Annotated in this window: 23 protein-coding genes; 10 read left to right on the top strand and 13 right to left on the bottom strand. The window is 59.2% G+C overall.

Annotated features, from left to right (window positions below; genetic code table 11):
• The 5 genes from AC1DCM_RS25860 to fabG all read left to right on the top strand — a co-directional run.
• A partial coding sequence (locus tag AC1DCM_RS25860; RefSeq protein WP_477520222.1) for an isocitrate lyase/phosphoenolpyruvate mutase family protein occupies window positions 1-452 on the top strand: 452 nt, incomplete at its 5' end.
• A gap of 171 nt (window positions 453-623) precedes the next feature.
• The gene (locus AC1DCM_RS25855; protein WP_477520221.1) at window positions 624-1865 is read left to right on the top strand and encodes an acyl-CoA dehydrogenase family protein; all 1242 of its coding nucleotides are present in this window, start codon (window positions 624-626) and stop codon (window positions 1863-1865) included.
• Between the two features lie 291 nt (window positions 1866-2156).
• Window positions 2157-3338 (top strand): acyl-CoA dehydrogenase family protein, encoded by a 1182-nt coding sequence (locus AC1DCM_RS25850; RefSeq protein ID WP_477520220.1) that lies wholly within the window; start codon window positions 2157-2159, stop codon window positions 3336-3338.
• 116 nt (window positions 3339-3454) lie between these two features.
• The gene (locus AC1DCM_RS25845) at window positions 3455-4420 is read left to right on the top strand and encodes a cyclase family protein (RefSeq protein ID WP_477520219.1); all 966 of its coding nucleotides are present in this window, start codon (window positions 3455-3457) and stop codon (window positions 4418-4420) included.
• 69 nt (window positions 4421-4489) lie between these two features.
• Window positions 4490-5221, top strand: a complete 732-nt coding sequence (fabG, locus tag AC1DCM_RS25840) for a 3-oxoacyl-ACP reductase FabG (RefSeq protein ID WP_477520218.1) — start codon at window positions 4490-4492, stop codon at window positions 5219-5221.
• On the opposite strand, the gene AC1DCM_RS25835 is transcribed toward fabG, so the two are convergent.
• From AC1DCM_RS25835 to AC1DCM_RS25820, 4 genes are all read right to left on the bottom strand, one after another.
• Complete coding sequence (locus tag AC1DCM_RS25835; protein ID WP_477520225.1) at window positions 5173-5622, bottom strand: hypothetical protein; 450 nt, start codon at window positions 5620-5622, stop codon at window positions 5173-5175. The genes fabG and AC1DCM_RS25835 overlap by 49 nt on opposite strands.
• 133 nt (window positions 5623-5755) lie before the next feature.
• A complete protein-coding gene (locus AC1DCM_RS25830) occupies window positions 5756-6196 on the bottom strand; it encodes an alpha/beta hydrolase domain-containing protein (RefSeq protein ID WP_477520217.1) in 441 nt (146 codons plus the stop codon).
• A gap of 16 nt (window positions 6197-6212) precedes the next feature.
• Window positions 6213-6680, bottom strand: coding sequence for a MaoC family dehydratase (locus tag AC1DCM_RS25825; protein ID WP_477520216.1), 468 nt, complete (start codon window positions 6678-6680; stop codon window positions 6213-6215).
• Complete coding sequence (locus AC1DCM_RS25820) at window positions 6677-7879, bottom strand: acetyl-CoA C-acyltransferase (RefSeq protein ID WP_477520215.1); 1203 nt, start codon at window positions 7877-7879, stop codon at window positions 6677-6679. The genes AC1DCM_RS25825 and AC1DCM_RS25820 overlap by 4 nt, the downstream gene beginning before the upstream one ends.
• A gap of 170 nt (window positions 7880-8049) precedes the next feature.
• Here AC1DCM_RS25820 and AC1DCM_RS25815 point away from each other — a divergent pair, with 170 nt between their 5' ends.
• The 3 genes from AC1DCM_RS25815 to AC1DCM_RS25805 all read left to right on the top strand — a co-directional run bounded on the left by AC1DCM_RS25815 (window position 8050) and on the right by AC1DCM_RS25805 (window position 12143).
• A complete protein-coding gene (locus AC1DCM_RS25815) occupies window positions 8050-9924 on the top strand; it encodes a flavin-containing monooxygenase (RefSeq protein ID WP_477520214.1) in 1875 nt (624 codons plus the stop codon).
• A 92-nt stretch (window positions 9925-10016) separates the two neighbouring features.
• Window positions 10017-11105 (top strand): LLM class flavin-dependent oxidoreductase, encoded by a 1089-nt coding sequence (locus AC1DCM_RS25810; RefSeq protein ID WP_442007005.1) that lies wholly within the window; start codon window positions 10017-10019, stop codon window positions 11103-11105.
• 444 nt (window positions 11106-11549) lie between these two features.
• Window positions 11550-12143, top strand: coding sequence for a nuclear transport factor 2 family protein (locus tag AC1DCM_RS25805; protein ID WP_477520213.1), 594 nt, complete (start codon window positions 11550-11552; stop codon window positions 12141-12143).
• A 154-nt stretch (window positions 12144-12297) separates the two neighbouring features.
• Here AC1DCM_RS25805 and AC1DCM_RS25800 read toward each other — a convergent pair whose 3' ends face one another.
• The 3 genes from AC1DCM_RS25800 to AC1DCM_RS25790 form a co-directional block, all read right to left on the bottom strand.
• The gene (locus tag AC1DCM_RS25800; protein ID WP_477520212.1) at window positions 12298-12558 is read right to left on the bottom strand and encodes an MmgE/PrpD family protein; all 261 of its coding nucleotides are present in this window, start codon (window positions 12556-12558) and stop codon (window positions 12298-12300) included.
• 595 nt (window positions 12559-13153) lie between these two features.
• Complete coding sequence (locus tag AC1DCM_RS25795) at window positions 13154-13621, bottom strand: riboflavin kinase (RefSeq protein ID WP_477520211.1); 468 nt, start codon at window positions 13619-13621, stop codon at window positions 13154-13156.
• A complete protein-coding gene (locus AC1DCM_RS25790) occupies window positions 13618-14160 on the bottom strand; it encodes an NUDIX domain-containing protein (protein ID WP_477520210.1) in 543 nt (180 codons plus the stop codon). The genes AC1DCM_RS25795 and AC1DCM_RS25790 overlap by 4 nt, the downstream gene beginning before the upstream one ends.
• Before the next feature lie 291 nt (window positions 14161-14451).
• Here AC1DCM_RS25790 and AC1DCM_RS25785 point away from each other — a divergent pair, with 291 nt between their 5' ends.
• On the top strand, window positions 14452-14868 hold the full coding sequence (locus AC1DCM_RS25785) for an LLM class flavin-dependent oxidoreductase (protein ID WP_477520209.1): 417 nt from the start codon (window positions 14452-14454) through the stop codon (window positions 14866-14868).
• A gap of 1020 nt (window positions 14869-15888) precedes the next feature.
• Here the strand turns inward: AC1DCM_RS25785 and AC1DCM_RS25780 are convergent.
• From AC1DCM_RS25780 to AC1DCM_RS25755, 6 genes are all read right to left on the bottom strand, one after another.
• Entirely contained in the window at window positions 15889-16236 is a 348-nt protein-coding gene (locus AC1DCM_RS25780) for a MarR family winged helix-turn-helix transcriptional regulator (protein WP_477520224.1), read from the bottom strand.
• A gap of 789 nt (window positions 16237-17025) precedes the next feature.
• Entirely contained in the window at window positions 17026-17280 is a 255-nt protein-coding gene (locus tag AC1DCM_RS25775) for a riboflavin kinase (protein ID WP_477520223.1), read from the bottom strand.
• Window positions 17281-17358: 78 nt separating this feature from the next.
• Window positions 17359-18291 carry a cytochrome b/b6 domain-containing protein gene (locus AC1DCM_RS25770; protein WP_477520208.1) on the bottom strand — a complete coding sequence of 311 codons (933 nt, stop codon included), beginning with the start codon at window positions 18289-18291 and terminating at the stop codon, window positions 17359-17361.
• Window positions 18288-19259: an electron transfer flavoprotein subunit alpha/FixB family protein gene (locus tag AC1DCM_RS25765; protein WP_477520207.1), complete on the bottom strand. Its 972-nt coding sequence runs from the start codon at window positions 19257-19259 to the stop codon at window positions 18288-18290. Before AC1DCM_RS25765 ends, AC1DCM_RS25770 begins: the two co-directional genes overlap by 4 nt.
• A 28-nt stretch (window positions 19260-19287) precedes the next feature.
• Entirely contained in the window at window positions 19288-20061 is a 774-nt protein-coding gene (locus AC1DCM_RS25760) for an electron transfer flavoprotein subunit beta/FixA family protein (protein WP_477520206.1), read from the bottom strand.
• A 214-nt stretch (window positions 20062-20275) separates the two neighbouring features.
• Complete coding sequence (locus AC1DCM_RS25755; RefSeq protein WP_477520205.1) at window positions 20276-21427, bottom strand: acyl-CoA dehydrogenase family protein; 1152 nt, start codon at window positions 21425-21427, stop codon at window positions 20276-20278.
• 494 nt (window positions 21428-21921) lie between these two features.
• On the opposite strand from AC1DCM_RS25755, the gene AC1DCM_RS25750 reads away from it, so the two are divergent.
• Window positions 21922-22358 (top strand): citrate/2-methylcitrate synthase (locus AC1DCM_RS25750; RefSeq protein ID WP_477520204.1); only part of this gene is annotated, 437 nt, incomplete at its 3' end.

Below are 22358 nucleotides of genomic sequence, written 5' to 3'. Positions count from 1 at the left end.
CGGTCGAGGCGCGCCGGGATCCAAACACGGTCATCGTGGCGAGGACTGATAGTGCCCTGATATCGAAGGACGAGGCACTGTTGCGCATGCGGCTATTCGCTGAGGCGGGGGCCGATGTTATCAAGCCAACACATATCGCGTGGGAGGATGCTGCCGAAGCAGTAGAGGCATCGTGCGGAGTGCCGGTGATGATGGTGCCCATCCGCTTCGGCAGCGCCACGCGTGAAGAGCGCAAACTCGCTGAAAAGAGCGGTGTGAAGATTCTTCTTGACCCGGTCCCTGTCTCGTACGCAATATACGAGGCAGCTATCAAGACGCTCACGGAACTCAAGCAAACCGGAATGGTGGACGCGGACTATTCGGACACCGCTAAGACCGTCCAGGAGACAATCCGGTACCGCGAATGGGGCGAGCTCGCGGTGCGGTATAATGCGTCGGATGCCGCGTCATGAATGCATTGCCGTCCGCGCTCAAATTTAGACGACTGGCATTGGCTGTGCTGTCACGCGGCTCGAGGACTCCTCACGGCTCCCGTTACCGTAGGCCTAAGCCGGCCGGGACAGCAACCGAGTACCCTTGCATCCGATCACGACTCGAAATCTCACCCTACGGAGGTCAACATTATGGAGTCAGTAATTGACACCCCGATCTGTGACACTAGTCACACGTCAGAAGAAGCGCAGCGGTGGGTTGACGTAGCACGTTCGCTGGCGCCGCTCGTAGAGTCTGAAGTCCCGCAGGCCGACCAAGACAAGGTCATCACCTCAAAGGTCGTTCAGGCGTGGAAGGACGCCGGTCTGTATGGCGTGTTGCTGCCAAAACACCTCGGAGGGGCGGGCGTGGACGCCGTTACCTATATTCAGATCGCGGAGGAGATCTCGCGTCAGGACGCCTCTGCTGGTTGGGTTTACGGTAACCACCAGACAGGCACCCTGTTCATTGGAATGCTCCTGCCGGCTGAAGCATTGCGTGAGCTGATCGGCCCTAAAGCAGACGGCGTCGCCTGCGGCTCGGGTGCTCCGCAAGGACCCTTCGGCACTGCAAAGCCAGTTGAGGGTGGCTATCTGGTCAAAGCGCCCCAGAGGTTTTTCGGATCCGGCTCGCAGCATGCGACGCGAGTGGTCAGCCGGGTAGCCCTGCTCAATGAGAACGACGAGATGCTCATCGGTGAGGACGGGGAGCCGAATGTCGTCTTCGTTTGGGTGGACCCTGAACACGTCGAGTGGAAGCACGATTGGGACCCGTCTGGTCTCGCCGGATCAGGCTCGGGGTCCTATCTAGTGAAGGAACACGTAATCGAGGAAAAGTGGATGGCAATCCACGACGGAACGGACTTTCCTGACGACCCAGTGTTTACCCAGGGGTTTACAGGGGTCACGACCCTGCACCACGTCGGCACGGGGCTCGGTCTAGCGAAGCGAGCGATCGAGGAGATGGCGAAGTCCGCTCAGGGACGACGTCGCGGAGTGGTGCCTTCCCTGGACAACTATCCGCTCTTTCAGGCCGAGTTTGTTCGTGTTGCTTCGCTGTACCAAGCGTCGCGCGCATTCATTCTGGACTCCTATAAGAACCTGTGGGAGGCGGCGGCGGAACACCGTTTAAGTGAGCTGCACACTGCGCTCATCGAGCAAGCAGCACTTCACCTCTATCGGTCCCTTGACGACATCATTGCAACGGCATCGTTGTGGGCGGGGTCAGACGTCATTGCGAAGGACGGAATTTTCGCTCGCCTTAATGCAAACGCGCGGGTCGCGATGAGCCACCTTTTGGTAGGTCCGCAACACGCCGTTCAGATTGCGCCCGCGTTGCTGGACGACTGGCTCGGTAGCTCTCGGCCTGTTCACGGGAACAGTAGTCATGAGTGATTCGCTGAGCACGTCCTTTGCCGCCAGGTGCCGTTCGAGCGATTGATTACATTTTGAAATGTTGCGCAAGATGCCGTCGTCTGCGCCGTCGATCTAAGTCTCGCTGATGAAATAAATGCCGGTGCCTACGCATCGCCGAAGGCGGCACTAGGTGCAGTTTCGAGCGAATTTGCCCTTAATGTGGCAAAGGATGGCGTTCGATCCCAGTCGGGTTTGCTGCAGAGGGCCAATCGATATTGCGTATGGCGTGCTCTACGACAATTTATTGCTTCTAGAAAGGGAAATATAGAAATGTTCGGCCTGAGCGAGGACCAAGTAGACCTTATCGCCGCCAGTCGCACTTTGGCGCTCGACAAGTTTAAGGCGAAAGCCATGCAATGGCACCGTACTAAGGAGTACCCCGCCGAGAACATCGCCGCTCTGCGAGATGCGGGGCTGCTTGGGCTTTGCGCACCAAAAGTCGTCGGCGGCGGCGGACGCTCGGAGTTTGACGCGCTGTTGGTGCTCGACGCGATCGGGAGCGTATGCCCGACTACAGCTGCGGCTATGAATGTGTTCGACGTGGGTCCACTGAGCATCCTCACAAAACATGGGAGTGCGGCCCAGCAGGAGAAATATATCCCCAGAATGCTGAATGGAGAGCTTCGCCTTTCGATTGCACTTACCGAGCCTGACGCAGGCTCCGAACTGACAGGCTTGAAGACTAGCGGCCGAGTCGACGGCTCCGAGGTCCTCCTTAACGGAGTCAAGGTTTTCTCTGCCGGCGCCAATGCAGCTGACGTGTTTCTAGTCTATGTCCGTTTTGGCCCGAAACTGAGCGATATTGGGGCGGTAATTGTTGAGAAGGGGTCGCCTGGTCTAGTAACCGGACCCGTCAGAACCTTTATGTCTGGCTCCACCTGGGCGGAATTGCGATTCGAAAACTGTCGGGTGCCCGCGGAGAACATTCTGCCTTTGGAAAACGGGTTCAAGGACCTCATCCTGACTTACAACATGGAGCGTCTTGGTGCCGTTGCCAAGAGTCTCGGAATCGCCGAGTGTGCACGGACTCGTGCGCAAGAGTATGTCGTAAGTCGCCACCAATTCGGCGGGCCGTTGTGGGACCAGCAGGGACTGCGGTGGAAATTCGCCGATATGGAAATGCGAATTGAGTCAGCGCGGCTGCTCATGATGAAAGCCGCCGCCAATGCCGTTGACGGCAACCCTTCGCGCATTGAGTCGAGCATGGCCAAGCTCGCCGCTAGTGAGGCGGCTTCTTTCGTTTGTGATGAAGCAATCCAAGTGTGCGGGGGCACGGGATTCGACGAGGAAAGTGGTCTGCCTTGGCTCTTTGGACTTGCCCGCAGTTACCGGATCGCCGGCGGGGCGTCGGAGCTTCATCGAAACATGATAGCAAAGGATCAGCTGGCGTCGAGCTGGACCTTCAACGACCAGGATCATATCGAGGCCGGGGCTTTGACAATGTCGCCGTAGTGCACGAGAACCATCCCGCCTTGAAGTCGGAGAACGACTTCAAATTTGATGCTCTTTCGCTTATTTCACCATTAGGAAAGTTGAGAACGGGAGCCAAGAGACGAATGAGTTACGACATGAGCAGCGAAAGGCCGGACCTTCCGGACTATGACGAGCTACCAAAAACCGACTTCGGAATCGGATCATCCTGGGGGTTATTCGGGCCGTCCGACGAGGACGGGCTGCTGAATCTGCACGGCCCGGCGACAACACTTCAGGCCACCCAATCGATTGTCAGCGGTGAAGTCATCCGGCTCGATGCGCCGCTCGATTTTTTTGACCCGCCCTTGTACAGTCGGCCCCGTTACACCAGGGATATCGTGGTCACCGACAACGGCAGCATTGACGAATCCTACTCGGCGCTAAACCCGCAGTCCAGCAGCCAATGGGACGCCCTCAGTCATGTGGCAGCGTACCCTGGCGTCTATTACAACGGAGCAACCCTCGATGAAGTCCTGAACGGACGTAACTCGATCGCGAGTTGGGCTCGGCGAGGAATCGTTGGGCGAGGTGTACTTCTTGATCTCCAGAGGGACGCCGAGCTCAACGGGGAACCATACGATCCGGCAACTCCGCACGCATTCTCCGTCGCCGATCTCGAGAGAGCGCGGCAACGAGCTGGAGTGGAGTTCATGCCCGGGGACATCATCCTATTGCGTACCGGGTTTGCGGCGTGGTACGCAAGGCTGGAGCCGCACGAGCGTCAGCGTGTCTCGGATCGCGCGAATATGATGGCGGCAGGACTCGAACACACGGAGGAGATGGCGCGATACCTCTGGAATATCCACTGCAGTGCAGTCGTGAGCGACACACCCTGCGTTGAGGTTTTCCCCATGGGGAACTCGAGCCCGGAGTCACCGTTCGGCATACTTCACCGAGCCCTTCTCGGCCACTTCGGCATGGCAATCGGCGAGCTTTGGTGGCTTGAGGAGTTGGCCGCACGAAGCCACGACGACGGCCGAGCTACATGCATGCTGGTGAGCGCTCCGCTATACGCCCCCGGCGGTGCTGGCTCCACGGCAAACGCACTTGCGATCCGTTAGCAACGCAACGTCCAAGCACTAGGCAACATTCATAGAAATAATGCAAAACCTATCCGTGAGGAGATTAGCGTGACCCTTTCGTTTGACTTTCGAGGCAAGACCGCCGTCGTGACTGGGGCCGCGCGCGGCATCGGATATGAAATCGCCCGACTCCTCACTGAGGGCGGCGCAACCGTGTACATTGCCGACTTCGACCCCGGGGAGACGGCTATCGCCGCAGAGCGTCTGGGGGCGCGTTCGCTCATAGTCGATGTGTCTTCGCCCTCAGTCGGTGAGGTCATCGACCAGGTCATCGAGGAGGCTGGCTCGCTGGATATCTTGGTCAACAACGCTGGCATTCTTCGTGACGGGGTTCTGTGGAAGATGACCGACGACGACTGGCAAAGCGTGCTGGACGTCCACCTCACCGGCACTTTCCGTCTCACACGCGCGGCCATCAAGCCGATGCGCGCGCAGGGCTTCGGGCGGATAGTGAACGTCACCTCCTATTCGGGCATGCACGGAAACTTCGGCCAAGCCAACTACGCCGCTGCGAAGGCAGGGATCATTGGATTCACCAAGACCGCGGCGAAGGAACTCGCTAGCTTCGGGATCACTGTCAACGCGATCTCACCCAATGCGCAGACCAGAATGATCTCGTCCATCCCCGAAGCGAGGCTTACTGAACTTACCGAGATGATCCCAATCCGACGGTTCGCGGACCCGCACGAGATCGCCACCGGAGTCGGCTTCCTCGCTTCAGAGGAGGCCGCTTACATTACAGGAGTCGTGCTGCCAATCGACGGGGGAGTATCCATGTAGTCCGCACATCCTGACCTGGAACTGTCATTTTGAGTGATATCCAGTGTTCGGGACGTGCCCAGCCTTTTCCGGGGGCTGGTGCCCTGGTTGGGCGTCGGCCGTGGTTCCAGACTTTGTCGGTGGGCTTGTGGGGGTCCCGCGAAGTGTTGAACACGACTGGTGAGCTCAGGCCTCGGCTGCTGGATACCCGCATGAGGCTCCCTCCGGACGCTCGCTGGCTTGTTGTACGTCGCCACGACGCTCAAATTCCAGGCCACAGACGCAAGGCCGGATTGCGAGGCCCCCTGGGCGACGCGGTAGGGGACCTTGAGGCCCTCCACGGGTTCGACGAGGCCGTCCACGGGTTCGACGCCCTCGCGAGCGCCTCCGGCTCCGAAAGCCACGGCAGCTTGCGAGGACATATCGGCCGCATAGGAGTCGACCGGCAGCTGCATGGGGCCGTATCGCCCGGGATCCAGGCCTTCAGGCCGCCGCTCGCGCCGGGGAAGCCCTCAAGCCCGGCGCCTTGAACACTAACGAAGGCGTATCCGTCGGCTATGGCCTCGGGTTCGTCGATGACGTCGTAGCCGAGGGGCCGACGCAGGTCCAATGGACGATCAATGCGCCGTTGAACTTATCCGGGTCGGCAGGCCGACGCATCACGATACGAGTGCGGTACGGCGCGGACTCGGACTCCGTCTTTGAGACAAACTCCCCTGTCCGGGGCGTCGGTGAGAGGGTACGATCGGCCTTGCCCGCGATACAGTACTCCTCCTTGACGTATCCGACCGACGCGAGATCACACCCGCTGGCACCCGAGCGCGTGGCCGCGAGAGCTGCCGGAGGCAGGTCCAGAGACGGTGGGCGGGACGACGGTTCAAACCCTAAGACGCAGACGCTTGAGTTGCAAGTGGTTGGGCCGCGCGTCAGAGGATCTTGCGGCTTCAAGGCGCAACACTGATGTGGCCCGTTGATCGTAATTGTCCCGAATCCCACTGACCCTGCCCGGGGGTCAAAGAAGCAAGAGGATCACGTTTTCCGTGACGCAGGCGGGTTTGTCTTGTCCTTCGATCTCCACTGTGACTCGAGCCCGGAGGCGTTGACCATGAGTCGTCGGCTCTAGGGCGACGATTTCGACGCCTCCGCGTAGACGGGAACCAACCTGGACGGGTGCCGGAAAGCGGGTTCGCTCTGCACCGTAGTTGATCCGGGTTATCGATTCGCTGATATCAACGACCTGTTCAATGAACATGGAAACGAGCGACAGCGTCAGATACCCGTGCGCGATTGTAGATCCGAAGGGACCAGATGCTGCGCGGACTGGATCGACGTGTATCCATTGATGATCGCCGGTCGCCTCGGCGAAAACGTCTATGCGCTGCTGTGTAATGGTTGTCCAGGGTGAGAAGCCGAGATGTTCACCGACAGCCCGGCTGATCTCATCGATGTTCGTAAAGTTTCGCCGTCCTACAACCGTCACGACACAACCTCGAATAGTCCCGCTGCTCCCATGCCGCCGCCGACGCACATTGTGATGACAACCAGGCGCGCTCCACGGCGCCGCCCCTCCAGGAGTGCGTGCCCGACCATCCGCGCACCTGACATGCCGTAGGGGTGACCGAAGGCGATTGCACCTCCGTTGACGTTGAGGAGGTCAGGATCAATGCCAAGTACGTCGCGGCAGTACAGGGCTTGTGATGCAAAAGCCTCGTTCAGCTCCCAAAGGCCGATATCGTCTATTTCGAGGGAGTGGCGTTCCAAGAGCTTTCGTACTGCGGGAATGGGCCCTATACCCATCTCCTCGGGACTGCATCCGGCGACTGCCATTCCCTTGTAAAGTCCCAGCGGCGTGAGACCACGGCGCTCGGCTTCGGATGCCTCCATCAGCACCGCAGCAGATGCGCCATCAGAAAGCTGACTGGAGTTTCCGGCGGTTACGCTTGAAACGGCCGATGCCGTTCCATTTGGGAGCACGGGGGTTAGGCTGGAAAGCGCTTCTACGGTTGTACCGGGACGGTTTCCCTCATCCTTTTCGAGCAGGACTGAGACGCGTTGTTGAGTGCCGGTGTCCTTGTCCGTTACCACTTTCGTCGTGCTGAAGGGAACGATCTCATCATCGAATCGACCGGATGCCTGAGCTGCTGCTGTGCGCTCCTGTGACATCAGCGCAAAGGCATCCTGGGCCTCCCGGCTGACGCCATAGCGTTCTGCGACGATTTCGGCGGTGTGGAGCATCGGCAGGTAGATGCCGGGTAGGTTCTCGTTCAGCCATCCATCGCGTGCGCGGTAGAAGTTCTGCTTGTCGTTCTGCACGAGTGAAATCGATTCGACGCCGCCACCGACGGCAACCTGCATGCCATCTACAATGATCTGCTTCGCCGCCGTGGCAATTGCCATGAGACCCGACGCGCACTGGCGATCGATGCTCATCCCGGCCACCGTATCGGGGAGGCCGGCACGGAGTGCTGCTTGCCTTCCGATATTCATCGAGGTTGTGCCCTCTTGCATGGCGGAGCCGAGGACGACATCTTCGACCTCAGCACCGTCGATCTGTGCGCGTGCTACGGCTTCCCGGATCGCATGTCCAGCGAGCTCCTGTGCCGAGGTGTCGTTGAACGCGCCTCGATACGCCTTGCCGATCGGTGTACGCGCTGTGCTGACGATTACTGCTTGCCTCATGCTTCGCCTTCTTTCTTTTAGTGTTCCTTTGCACATTGGATACGATACCATTAGTCTATGAATAAGAATCCACGATAGTGGCGGTGCGGACGTTGAGGTTCGTGTCCGATGTCGTGGTTGTTCGTATCGGGTTCGTCCTACGGGAAGTCGACAGGGAGCGGAGGTTCTGAATGAATGCGGAAAATGAGGGCGTTGTGCCGGAGGAAGAGCGGGATTCGCTTCGCGAGAAATATCGGGAAGAGCGGGACAAGCGGCTTCGTGCCGAAGGTACCGCACAGTATGTGAAGCTCGATACTGCTTCGGAGTATCTGCGTGATCCGTTCACCCCGCATGTGGAGCGTGAAGCGGTGCGGCGTGACGTCGACGTCCTGATTTTGGGCGGCGGGTTTGGTGGTTTGACCACGGGCGGGTTGCTGCGCAAGGCGGGGGACTTGGAACTGGCGATCATCGAGGACGCTGGCGACTTTGGTGGTGTGTGGTACTGGAACCGTTATCCGGGTGCGCGCTGCGACATCGAGTCCTCGATCTACTTACCGCTTCTCGAGGAGGTAGGTTACATGCCCACGGAGCGGTACGCGCGTACCGACGAGATCTTCGGGTATGCCCGCAAGATGGGGCATCATTTCGATCTCTACAAAGATGCGCTGTTCCAGACGCGGATGACGGAGATGCGCTGGGATGAGGAGAGTGAGCTCTGGCAAGTAGCCACTGATCGTGGGGATGAGATCACTGCACGGTTTGTGGTGCTCGCATCCGGGGTGATGTTTAGCCGCCCTAAGCTTCCTGGCATTCCCGGGATCGAAACGTTCAAGGGACATTCGTTCCATACCAGTCGTTGGGATTACGAGTACACAGGCGGCAGCAACGTCGGGGGTATGACCGGGCTGGCTGATAAGCGGGTTGCCGTGATTGGCACCGGAGCCACTGCCATTCAGGTGGTGCCTCGGGTTGCGGCGGATGCTAAGGAAATGGTGTTGATCCAGCGCACCCCTTCGATTCTTGATGCGCGGGGTAATCGGGCGACTGATCCCGAGTGGTGGTCGAGCTTGCCGCAGGGATGGCAGAAGGATCGTCAGACGAACTTCGACCTCGTGCTGGAGGGCAAGAGCCCGGACCGTAATCTGATCGATGATCAGTGGAAAGAGGTTTGGGGTCGCCCGGACGCCAGGGGGATGACGCCAGAGGCTGTTGCCGAGGCGATGGACGCGATCGACTTCGAGCAGATGGAGCGTATTCGCCATCGCATCGCGGAGATCGTGGAGGATCCCAAGACCGCGGCGGGTCTCATGCCGTACTACGGACGGTTCTGTAAGCGGCCGTGCTTCAGCGATGAGTATCTGCAGGCGTTCAACCAAGCCAATGTCACCCTGGTCGATACCGATGGCCGCGGGCCGGATCGTATCTCAGAGAATGCCATCCATTTTGATGGTGTGGCGTATGAGGTGGATTGCATCGTCTATGCTACGGGGTTTGAGTCGTTCGCGACCTCGCCGTCGCAGTCGGGTCGCTACAACGTGATCGGGCGCGATGGTGTCACGCTGGATGAGAAGTTGGGTCGTAACGAGTACTACTCGCTCCACGGTCTCTACACCCACGGCTTCCCGAATATGTTCATGGTCGGAAACAGTCGCCAGTCCGCGCCGACGTTCAACATTCCCTTCCGGATGACGATTCAGGCCAGCCATGTGGTGGAGCTGATTACGACCTTGGTCGATTCGGGCGTCACATCGATGGAAGTCAAACGCGAGGCGGAGTTGGCGTGGGATGCCCACATGGCCGAGTTGCGTCGGGGTGGTGCGGCCCTCGCGAAATCCGTGCTGGAGTGCACGCCGGGTTATTACAACAACGAGGGCAACGTGACCGGCAACATTATTCCTGCGGTCGCGGCAGGATACCCAGGCGGCACGCTTGGGTTCAGCGAACAGGTTGACTCATGGCGACACCGGGAGGGGTTCCGCGAGGACATGATCTTGAAAAGCCGGTCGCATGCTTTCGGAGCGCGTGATCTCGTCGACTCTTCGCTTCAACTTCAGAAAGGCATCTAATGAGGTATTACCCAGACAGCGCCGATCCCGCCACCAGGCCTGGTCTCGAGCATTGTGTCGAACGGGCTCTACCGAGCATCGAAAATTCGATCATGCTCGGTATCTTTCAACCGAACCAATCGTTCCACGAATGGCCCACGCTCGCACCGAACCCGACGGAGTGGACCTACAAGTACAATTTGGCAACGATCCTCGCCGCCGAGGAAGTGGGCATGAGCTTCGCGTTTCCTGCCGCACGTTGGGCTGGATTGCCCGGCGACGATATCGTGTGGCGGGGCGCCAGCCTCGACACGATCACGTTAACAGCCGCACTGTTGGCGGCCACGACGAAGATCACACTCCTGACCACAATCCACACAAACCTACTCAATCCCGTTGTGGCTGCAAAGTATGGCGTCGGCCTTGATCACATCGGCGGCGGCCGTTGGGGTCTCAACGTGGTCAGCGGGTGGGGAGCGCACGAATTCGCCGCGATGGGCGTTGAGCTGCTTGACCACAAGGAACGCTACGCCTACACCCGGGAATGGTTGGACGTCGTCGAGATGCTCTGGTCCGACGGCGAGGCTACGCTGGACGGGAAGTACTTCAAGATCAACAAGGCTTCAGGTCGGCCGCGACCCTTGCAGGCTTCACCATTGATCGTAAATGCCGGACAGTCGTACACCGGCATGCGCTTCTCTGCTGAGAACGCGGACTATATCTTCTGTTTCGGAGACCTCGCAGAGAAGTTCCGCAAGGTTCGGGCAGAGGTCGGCAGCGAGTGCGGATTCATTGGCGCCAAGTCAGTGATTCTGGGCGCGACGACTGCTGAGGCGAAGGACCGTGCACGGCAAATCGTCGACCAGGCAGACCGCGGAGCATTGCGCAACATGCTAGTCGCCAGCGGTGCCGAATCACTAGAGAGCGCACAAGGACGCATGGTCTCTCGTGATGAGGTAGAGGAATACCTGCTCGGTGACGCGATTATTGCCAGCGCCGAAGACGCGGGCACACAGTTGGCGGATTGGGCCGCGACGAACGGCGTCGACGGGATTTGTCTGAACCTGTTCGACTACCTCGGTGATCTCCAGCTGATCGGTTCTGACACTATTCCGGCCTTCGAAGCACAGCTTGCCAAGTACGGTAAAAAATTCCGCCGGCCGTCCGTGCCGGAGGCAATTTCTGAATCGACGCCGGTCTGATCCACCCGCTCCGATAAGATGGAGGCGACCGTGGCGGCGGCAATCAATGACTGCTCAACCGATATTGCCCAGGTGCAAGGCGACGACATGCTCGTTCGCGGTTACCCGCTCACGACCATTGTTTGGCCAGCGCAGCTTCGGTGAGCTCGCCTACCTGATTATCGGCGGGCGGTGGCCGACGAAAGGCCAGGCTCAGGTTCTGGAGGCGATCATGGTTTCGGTCATGGAGCACGGAATTTCGCCGACGACCACGGTCACCCGGATGATGGCCTCCTACGGCAACCACGTCCAGGCCACGTTCCCGGCAACCAGGTCCCATAGACCGGTACTCAGGCACAAGCGAGATCCTAATCAAGCCGGGAATGGCATGAGCGGTTACACAAGGCGGCACTGACTTCCCAATGCTGGTCGACGCACCAGCCGTTAAAAGGAGCCCACATCACCATGCTCGACCTTAGCCGTGTGAATTTCAGCCCGGAAGTTGAAAAGGGGTCGGAGTCGCTGCATGTGCAGCGATTGGTCGACCTACATGCAATTCGGCAGCTCGCTGAGGCGTACCCCATTCTCGTCGATAGCCACGCCCTGGAAGCATTAATAGGTCTTTTTGCGGATGACGCCGTTTTCCTGCGAGCGGGAGCTGCGTACTCAGGTCGTAAAGAGTTGCGCGAGTTTTTCGGACAGATAATGAACACGTACTCTCTGACCGCACACAGTGTTCATCAGCATCTTGTGGACCTGACGCCCGGTGCGAGAACCGCGCTCGGAATCCAGATGGGGCATGGTGAAGTTGCGATCGACGGGCAACGTATGGTCGCCGCGTACCGCTACGACGACGAGTATTGCCGGGTCGACGACCGATGGTTATTCCAACGCAGACACATGCGATACGAGTACTACACCTCCCAGGAGGAGTTGGCCCTGAGTCTTGCTGGACGTCAGCGAGTGCGTGTTCCGGGGGCGGCACCGCGTGATGCGGAAATTCCGGAGGAACTGCCGTCCTACCAAGCCGCACAAAGCCGAACCGGACAACGAGTCTGATGGTCCATCCTTCCCCATCGTCCCAAAGGTGCGCCTGACGCCGGCTGCCTGAGTGGCCGCGAGAGTAAAGGCATACTCAAAATCGTGAACATCGATATCGAGGAGATGAGAGCAGGCGCCCGCAGCGCCGCACGTGCCGTAGATCCCGGGGCCGTCAATGGCCGCTCTCGTAGGCGGATGGGCCGGTTGCGAGCGCGATGCAGGCCTGACCTTGCGACCTCGCGACGATTGCTGCCGCGACCTGTCCGGTTGAAGATCGCAGTGTTTCACCGAGTGCGACGGCTGCCGAGACCACTGCCGCTGATGGGCGGCCGTCAGTCCAAAGGCTCGAATCGTCAAAGTCCACCGCATGTGCGGCGATCGCATTAGCCATCGCAGCCTCGCGTGGTGAAGTGCGCAGCCTCGAACAGACCATCAGCGCCGGTAACTGTCACTGCAGGGAGCGGGAGTCCCACGGAACGTCGCTGTAGACGATCGGGAACGCGCTGGGCCGATCTGTAGGCACCATTGGCTGGGAGATCAAAAGCAACAGTCACTCGATGCTGGGTACCGGCCATACGGTGCGCCCGGGCCGCCACCGCTGCCCGGGCGGGGGCCGCCCGTTTCCGAGACCCGGGTGACGCTGAGATGTGGTTAATGTTCTCCGCTAGCGGAGGCTGGCGCCCAGCCGTGTGGCGTGACCCATACCTCGAATCCCTCGGATGCTTCAAACATTTGACGCGGGTCATTCGCGTTCGCGGCAATCCAAAGTGCGGAGGAGTCGGGCATCGCATCTTCGACAAAGCCCGTTCTTATGGCGCGGCCGTAGTATCGGATTTCCACCCACACGTTGATCAGCAAATTCCATCCGACGTGCTTGCGGACCATTAATTGATTAGGTTTCATGCTTCTTCCGGCTGCTGGAGCGTCAGCGGCGACGGGCGGTGAGCCGTCAACCGCTACTGCTGCGACGTAATCAATGGGCCGGGGTCCTTGGCTCGAAGTCGCAATTGCCGTTTCCCGCTTGATTCTCACGTCCAAAATTCCTGGCCGGCCCCGTTGATCCAGAAACGCACATGGGCTACGTCGTCGCGGATCTGTGCTGCGAGTTCATCGGTTCCACGGAATCGCCGTTGGGGGCGGATGTAATGGTGCAGAATCACCTGGACGATGCGCCCGTACAGGTCCCCGTCGTAGTCCAGAAGGTGGGCCTCCAGCAACCGTGTTCCTCTGCGGTAGTAGGTCGGGCGCCGACCTACAGAGACAGCGGCAGCGTAGGTTTCATCATCCCCTCCCTGAAGGCAGACGGTGCCTGCCCAGACCCCGTCCCGGATTTCCTCGTCCGGCACGGAGATGTTGGCTGTAGGATAACCGAGCTCCCGACCCCGGGCGTCCCCATGCCCAACCATCCCTTCAAGCCGGACGCAACCATAGATACGGGCACTAGGCTGTAATCGCGCGGTACCGGAAGGTGCACTGGCTTGGGTCGTGGCTTTCATTGACTCACTCGCGGATCTAGCAGGTTTGGGATCATGGCGCCGTCCCAGGGTTGGAGTGTCGGGACGGCAATGGGATGATGACCGGTTGCGGCGAGCACGTTGTCGAGCCAGCCGACTCGATTAGCGAAGCGCTTGGCCTTTTGCGGGGTGGTCCACCGGTAGGAATCGTGTTCCCAGTCGAGCTTCAACCGCCGCCGGGATGTAATCGCAGTGAAAGTGTGGATAAGCCACGGGGTTCCGGAACCGTCAGGAATCACCAGGTCCGGCCCCTGCCGAAGATCGAGGAGGTCTTTGGCCTGCAAGCCCGTTTCTTCAAACAGCTCTTCCAAGGCCTGCTGTTCAGGTGTTGCCCCAGCTTCCACAAATCCCGTGATGCAGTGCCACCGGCCGCCGTCATGACCCAGACTGCGGCTCCTCCTGAACATGGCAATCCTGCCCCGCCACTCGACGACGGCAGCGATGACGGTACGGTCCGCCGGGATGGCAGGTGCGGCCTCAGAGGCTAACCTGACGCCAAGGGATCGGTTGATCGTGCTCATTCTTCTCCTCACAACACCCCTCTTTCTTCCGTCGTACACCGCCCGGTGGTCCGTTTCCGAGGCCGCGGAGATCGAGCAGTCGACCCACAGCACCACCCATCGATGAAGACCCGCCCCGTCGTCGCCACCAGTCGAACGGAGCGGCACCATCCTTGCTGGTGTCAACCGCATCGCTCAACCGCTGCTGAATACGATACCATCTCTGCTGAATACGATACCACTTGCTTTGATTTGATACCATGGGGTCTCCTTCGACAAATTACTTGCGCTCACGCGCGACCGTGTGGATCTGTGGACGCGGAAGTCTATATTTACGCGTACCTTCCGTGGCGCGATGATTCTCCCGAGACGACCTCTGGCATGGACCTTTATAGGGAGAAGCTGCTGCCGGCCGTATTCGAAGGTGCGGCGGCCGCCGGACGGGATCCGGCCGGGATAGAGAAGATGATTGAGATCAAGCTCTCCTTCGATACGGACTATGCCCTGGCGCTGGAAAACACGCGGTTCTGGGCGCCGCTGTCACTGAGCCCGGAACAGAAAGCCGGCCTGGAGGACCCTGCGGCCATGGCAGCCGCAGCGGACGCGCTGCCCATCGAACAGGTCGCCAAGGGCTGGATCGTCGCCTCGGATCCGGAGCAGGTCATGGACCAGCTCATCCCTACTAGAGGCAGGGTCCAATCACCAGGTCTTCCACGCCCCGGGCCATGACCAGCAACGGTTCCTGTCCCAGTTTGGCCAACACCTTCTGCCGCATCTCAACCCGGGCGTCATGTCCTTCGCTGAGCTGCGGCGACTCCGCCCGGTAACCGCTTCGATGGGCATGATGCTCGAGACCACGGCCACGAGACTCTGGAGCGAGCGCGGGGGAGTGCACTTCGGGTCCCCGGAGAAGGACCCTGCTCTAAGGATGAGGGTGCCAGGTACAGGAGACCATCGTCCAGAACTTCCGCGCGAAACCGCACACTGCGATGCGAGGTTTCGATGTACTGCATACCGAGCGACAATGTTTCCGATGTTTGAAATCGGGTCGAGAACGGATCATCAATGTCACATAGACAGTGACAACCACCCAACTCGTCCCCGCTATAGGCCAGCAGAAAGCCCAGATCAAATATTGTGGCATTTCCCAGGGGCATCGCGGCCAAAATGTCCACGATCGCCTGCAATGGTGCGAAGCGACGCCCGTGTACCAGTATTGCCGAGCACAGGAAGCCGATGAAGATGGGAATCATGATCGAGGTCAATGAGAACCCATGCTGTCTTGCACCGCATCGCGAACCGCCCGCGAATCCCAGGCCTCACGGAAGATCTTCTTGTGTTAATGATCTCATCGCATACGGCGTCCTTGACGGGTGATCGGGTACAACCGGATCACGACGTCTGGCTGGGCTGTTTATGATCTGACCACAGTGCGGCAGCCCACAGAACGCAGGCAGAAATCAGCGTCGACCTTCTCATGAAGAGGACCGGCCCCGCGCCAACTTCTTCGCTAAAGCGGCCAAGGCTGGAGGGCGAACTCATCGTTCAGGATCAACGGCGTATGCGCCCGCCTTGTCGTAGGCTACGTTCCGAGCAGTTGAGCAAACGCCGGTCAGGGGCCAGATTTCCCTGAGGCATCCGAAAAAGAAATGCTGTCGACTGCCGCCGTTGCGGGACCTTTGAACTGGAGTACTGCCTCATTCCACGTGTGCCCGGCCAAACGCTGCCATCAAATCCCCAAACGCTGGCTTACGGCTCGGAACCCACGGAGGCGGACAAATTATTGATTGCGCGCGCCAATATCGGAAGTGCATTCGAGACTTGGTCCAACTCTGACGAGCTCATTTGGCGAGTCATTTCCACCATGATGCGAGTCCTGGCCAGACGTACCGCCCGGTAAGCTGCCCTACCTTCATCCGTCATCGACACAAGATATGCACGAGAGTCCGATTCATCGGTTGTTCTACTGACGTAGCCAGCTGCCACCGCTGCCGCTACCTGCCGGCTGAGGGTGGACCTGTCGAGTCCAAGACGATTTGCGAGATCAGAGATCCGGAGCGTCCCAGTAGCTGACAATCGAGTGAGTATCGAGATCATGGAGCGATCTATCGAGACGCCCGACCTCTCCACTAACAGTGCGTGGAACTCATAGAGAGACCAGCGAATGATAGATCCCAACGCCTCATCAATCACGCGCTGATTTGGATCAAGCTCAACGGTATCGCCGACCGATGCTGTCGTTCCCATAAGTGCCCTTCCTCGTTTCCAAACTCGTCATGGCCTATGTTATGGCGGACGCTGATTTCCCTCCCGGCCACAACGCGCAACCCCTAAAAATGCTCACGCGGGCGGTCCCTAGCCTTTAAGGGTCGGACCAAGCAGTTGAACGCACAACACACGAATAGAATATCCAGCCCTCGTCTTAACACATCGATCCATGCGTCAGATTGAGGTTGGCATGGGTGTCACCAATACGCCCGCGGTGGTCAAGTCCCACTCTGGCTTACAACCGCTTCGCCCGCACACTGATATGGCTGTGCATGAACGCCACCAACCTCGTGCGGGGGAGTTGACGCTCAGTCAGTTGCCCTGACGCTGTGTTTCAGAAGGCGGGCTTCGCGCCGCGTTTGAAGCTCCTCGCAATCCGGAAAAGTCATTTAATGCTGGCTACGGCTGATGTCCGTCCGCTCAACTTGGGCAGGCGACAATACACTCCGCGCCGATAGTGAGCCATCCAGACAGTTCTTGCGGAATGACCCATACCTCATGGCCTCGGGATACTTCAAACATTTGGCGAGGGCTATTGCCGTCTGCCACAATACAGAGTGCAGAGGAGCCGGGCATCGCGATGATCCTTTGGCAGCTTCGGCCTGTCGCCCTGAGTTTTCACCCAGGAGATTCCTGGTCGTAGCCCGCAGCCCAGGATCGCACGCATGCCACGTCGTCCTGAAGCTGCGAGGCGAGTTGATCGATTCGGTGAAATTTTCGTTGGCGGCGAAGGTAGAAGTTGAGAGTTACCAAGTCATTGCGACCGGACAAGTCCCCGTTGTATTCAAGAAGGTGAGTTTCCAGTAGCCGCGTTCCTTTACGGTACTGTAATTCTGTCCCGCCATTCGATGACGCGAGTGATAACGCTGTGATCTCGGGGAATTTGTAATCCGGCCTTCATTGAGCCTCCCATCGACGATTTCGTTGGTCTGATGTGCTCTCTCGCGACGGTCATTTCTTGGTTACAGATCCTGTCAGCGACGCAATTGGCCGCAGAAGGATGGGCTGGGCGGATACCCACAGCACCGCCATGAGCACTAGGGCTCCGGCGAAGAACCAGAAGCCGACCCAACTCTCGTCGTTCCGCCCGGCGAATATGTGGTTGAGATTGCGCAATGCACCGGTGGCGAACACGAGGGTCACGTGGCCGATGATGAACAGCCCGAAGTAGAGCATCACGGGGAAGTGGATCGCCCGAGCTAACTCGACGCGGTATACCTTGTTGATTTTGGCGTCCGTAGGCCAAGCGCCCGACATGCGGATGCCCGTGATGATCGAAAACGGGGCGGCGATAAAAACGGTCACGAAGTATGCGATCATTTGTAGGCTGTTGTATGACACCCAGGCATTTTCAAGCGGCCAGTCAAGAGATGCATACTGCAACGCGGCCGACAGTGCGTTGGGGATATGCTCCCATGAGGTAGGCACCAACCGTTGCCACTGGCCTGTCGAGAACAGTAGGACGTAGAAAGCGATTCCGGTAACGACCCACAGCGAATTAAGGCTCAGATGCAGCCACAAGTCGAGACTGATCTTGTTTGGCTTGCCCTTGGTGTGGATGAGTCCCCGATTGTTTCGGGTCCAGTAGGCGGGGGGGCGCTCGGTGGTGCGTACGTGCCAACCGCTGCGGATAATCATCAGGATCAGCAGCATGTTGAAAAAGTGGCTCCATTGCAACCACTCGGGGAAGCCCTCGGGTGCTCCTGGTGGCAGTTGGAAGTGGCCAGGGTAGTTGGTCACGAACGATTGCACTCCGGAGAGAGTGCGCAGCCACTGTGCGCCGAACACAATCGAAGTGAGCAGGACCAACGCAGCAGGGATCACCCACACAAGCGTGAACCAGCGGCTGCGCTTGCCCTTCTTCTGCAGAGTGCTGCTCGTCATTTCTGCCGCGCCTTGATTCCCTCGACAAGCTTCGGTACTACTTTGAAGAGATCTCCGACGATGCCGAAGTCAGCGATGTCAAAGATGGGGGAGTCGTTGTCCTTGTTGATGGCGACGATTGTCTTTGCAGTCTGCATTCCGGCCCGATGCTGGATCGCACCCGAGATGCCGAGCGCTATATAGAGTTGCGGTGACACCGTAATGCCGGTCTGCCCTACCTGGTAGGAATGCGGCACATATCCGGCATCCACGGCGGCCCGTGACGCACCCACGGCAGCACCGAGCACGTCGGCGAGGTCTTCCACAATCGAAAAATTCTCCTTTGAGCCGACTCCGCGGCCACCTGAGACGACAGTGGTCGCCTCCCGCAGGTCGGGGCGGGTGGACGCGATCGTCTCGTCGTTCACTGCAGTGATGGCTGTGGACTTCGATGTGTCGACCTCGATGGAGACAATGCTGGTCTCGGAGGCTGCTCCGGGCGCGACATTCTCGATCACACCGAGCCTTACCGTCGCGATAGTCAGGCCTCCGGTGACCGTACTGTTGGTGTTGTAGGCACCCCCGAACACTGAATGAGACCCGACAACCCTGTCACCGTCGGCGTGCACGCCGACGACATCGAGCAGTAGCGCTCCGCCGGTGCGGACCGCCAGTCGACCCGCGACCTCAGCCCCGTCCAGAGTATTCGCTGTCAGCACAGCAGTTGGCGTGTACTCGGTCACCGCAGCCTGAAGCGCGGCAACCTGGGCGACTGCGACAGTGGTCGTCGCGGAATCAGTTTCGGCGATGTATATTCGCGCTGCACCCAACTCACGGAGACGCGAGGACACCGTGGCACCTTGCCCGGCCGCGACGGCTGCAACCGCAACAGGCGTGCCTATGGAGCCGGCAGCACCGATCAACATCTCCGACGAACGACGGATCGTGCCCGCGGGGGAGACCTCGATGAAAGCAAGAACGTTTGACATCGTAATTTTCTCCAAATCTATTGGGGGCCTAAAGAAGCCGCTCGGCAACGAGGAATTCAATAAGCTTGTCGGCTGCAACGCCCTCGTCGTGGATTTTCGTGCCGGTCTGACGKGCGGGACGTGCCGCCGTGGAAAGGACGATCGAGCGGGCCAGGCCGGGGAAAGAAGGATCGATTCCGAGGTCAGATAGCCTGGTCACGTCGATCTTCTTGCGTTTGGCCGACATGATTCCTTTGAAGCCGGGGAAACGCGCCTCGTCTGCGCTCTCGGTGATGGACACGACGGCCGGGAGTGTCGCCCACACTTCGCGCGTACCGGACTCGGTAGCCTGTGTTCCTGTCACCTCGTTGCCCACCTGCAGTCCGTTAAGCGAGGCCAGATATGACAGCCCCAGATGCTCCGCGACCATGGCGGGGATAACACCACCCCGGCCATCCGTCGATGCATCTCCGGCCAGAACCAGATCAACACCGCCTACGCGCTCCACCGCCCTTGCGATGACCAGGGCGGAACGTACAGCATCCGCTCCCATCAACTGATCATCGAGAACGTGCACTCCGGAATCGGCTCCCATCGAAAGTGCTTTCCTAATGGACGCTGTTGCCGATTCCGGACCCATCGACAGGGCTATTACCTCGGTCGTCTCGTCGGCGTCCTTCCGCTGCAGCGCGACCTCGATTGCTCGCTCGCTGATCTCATCGATAACTGCGTCGCTCCGCTCACGATTGACCCGGCCGTCGGTCAGCAGGGTGCGCTCCCCATAGGTGTCAGGCACCTGCTTCATTAGTACAACTATTTTCACTGGCTACTCCTTTGATACGTGGATATCCCGATGGTGGTCGGGCGGCGGCTGCCTGCGAGAGGCGAGGCGCAAACGGGCTCCCATAGCGAACATTGCCGGTGTTACCGTTGCAGAAGGCATTTTGGACGACCTCGAAGAGGTCCCTTCAGCGTCGAAGTATGACCGGGGCTCATGGCCAAAATTGCCTCAGGCCGGCACTTAGGCCAATCGTGCTCTAGAAGCCGAGGTCGCCGCCGATGATGTTCTTCATGATCTCATTTGAGCCTGCCCAGATCTTAGTGACGCGGGCATCCTTCCAGGCGCGGGCGACGCGATATTCGTTCATAAATCCATAGCCTCCGTACAGCTGGACGCAGTGGTCGAGAACCTCATTCTGTACGTCCGCGGCCCACCACTTGGCTTTTGCTGCATCGACGGCGGAGAGCTCTCCGCGGACTTGCGCAGCGACACACTGGTCGACGTATGCCTGGGTCACCTCAGTCTTTGTCACGAGTTCCGCGAGCAGGAATTTGTTGTGCTGGAACGACCCAATCGCTTGGCCGAAGGCTTGGCGATCGCGTGCATACTCAATCGTTTCGTCGAGGATCTGCCGGGCGTGTGCGAGATTGGTTACGGCGGCGCCGATGCGCTCCTGTGGAAGTAGTTCCATCATGTGGCCGAATCCGCCGTTGAGGCTTCCGATCAGGTGGTCCTCAGTGAGGTAGACATTGTCGAAGTAGAGCTCGGCGGTGTTGGCCTCAGGTTGACCCACCTTATCGAGTGGCGTTCCGCGGCTGAAGCCCGGCATCGACGCTTCGACAGCGAAGAGAGAGATTCCCTTCCCGCGGCTATCTGGAGTCGTTCGGGCGGCCACGATGATGAGGTCCGCAGAACCTCCGTTGGTGATGAAGATCTTGGATCCGTTGAGAATCCAGCCGCCCTTCGGGTCCTTTACGGCAGAGGTTCGCAGGGCGGCCAAGTCGGAACCGGCGGAAGGCTCTGTCATGGCGATCGCCGTCACGATCGAGCCGTCGCAGAACCCGGGCAGCCAGCGTTTACGCTGCTCAGGCGTTGAGAGCTTAACGAGATACGGTGCGACCACATCGAAATGAATGCTCATCGACGATGCAAGGGCAAGGTTCACTTTGGCTAGCTCTTCGAGCAGTACCGCATTGAACCGATAGTCGGCAGCTTCGCTTCCGCCATACTCCTCAGGAACCTCAAGGCCAAGGAAGCCGTGCTTGCCTGCGTCCTGCCAGACTTCGCGCGGAATTCGATTGCTTGCGGCATGCTCATCAACATTGGGGCTAATGGAACGCCGAATAAATTCGGCGACCGAGCTGCGGAAGGCCTTATGGTCATCCTCGTAGAGTGTGCGCTCAATCATGGGGGATAAGTTCCTAGGGTGTCTGCCTTGATGGACTAGTGGCCTTGCCTTGGGCGAAGGGTGGTGCTGCCGCACTAAGCGACGATCCCAAGGCGACCATATTGATTGTATAATACACCTAATACTTGCTCCTGGGAATGTCCACCAAGATTGGCGACCGTCGAGCGCGGGTTGGCTGTGAAATTGACTAAGAATGGCCGGTCCGCGAGTTCCTTCACGCGGTTCACGAGTTGCAGGTTGTGCGTGAAGTTCTCGCCTTGGAAATGAGGGGAGCTTCCCAATCCTCGATTTTCATTTCTGGATACGATACCATCGCTTCGTGGATCCGATTCCACAGTGTCTCGACATTGCAATTGGTCCCGTGGTAAGCCATCGAACGCACATCCCGGGCGACCCTGTACCTGTTTCCACCGGTCATGGATCAGGACTCTTGCCCTCCAGCACCGTCGACCACGATAGCTCGAACCATATATCTCTACGAGAGGAAGGCGCCCATGGCGTCGACAACAGACGACTGGTCAACTGACATAGCGGAAGTGCGCGACGACGACGTTCTCATTCGCGGCCACCTGCTGACCACGATGATTGGCAAGCGCAGCTTCGGTGAACTCGCATACCTCCTCATCAGCGGCCGGTGGCCAACGAATGGCCAGGCCCACGTCCTGGAGGCCATCATGGTTTCGGTCATGGAGCACGGCATCTCACCAACGACCACGGTCACGCGAATGATGGCCTCGTACGGGAATCCTATCCAGGTAGGAATCGCTGCTGGGATGCTCACCATCGGTGATCACCATGGCGGCGCCGGAGAACAGATCGCCGGGTGGCTCCGGGAAGCCGTAGCCGGCGTCCAGAGCACCGGAAGCCATCGCCCCGACGAGATCCGCGCGAAGGCAAAGAGTTTCGTGTCCGAGCGTTTCGTGTCCGAGCG

This window comes from Paenarthrobacter sp. 10N417 (assembly GCF_056394745.1).
This window is presented reverse-complemented; position numbering and strand designations above follow the sequence as displayed.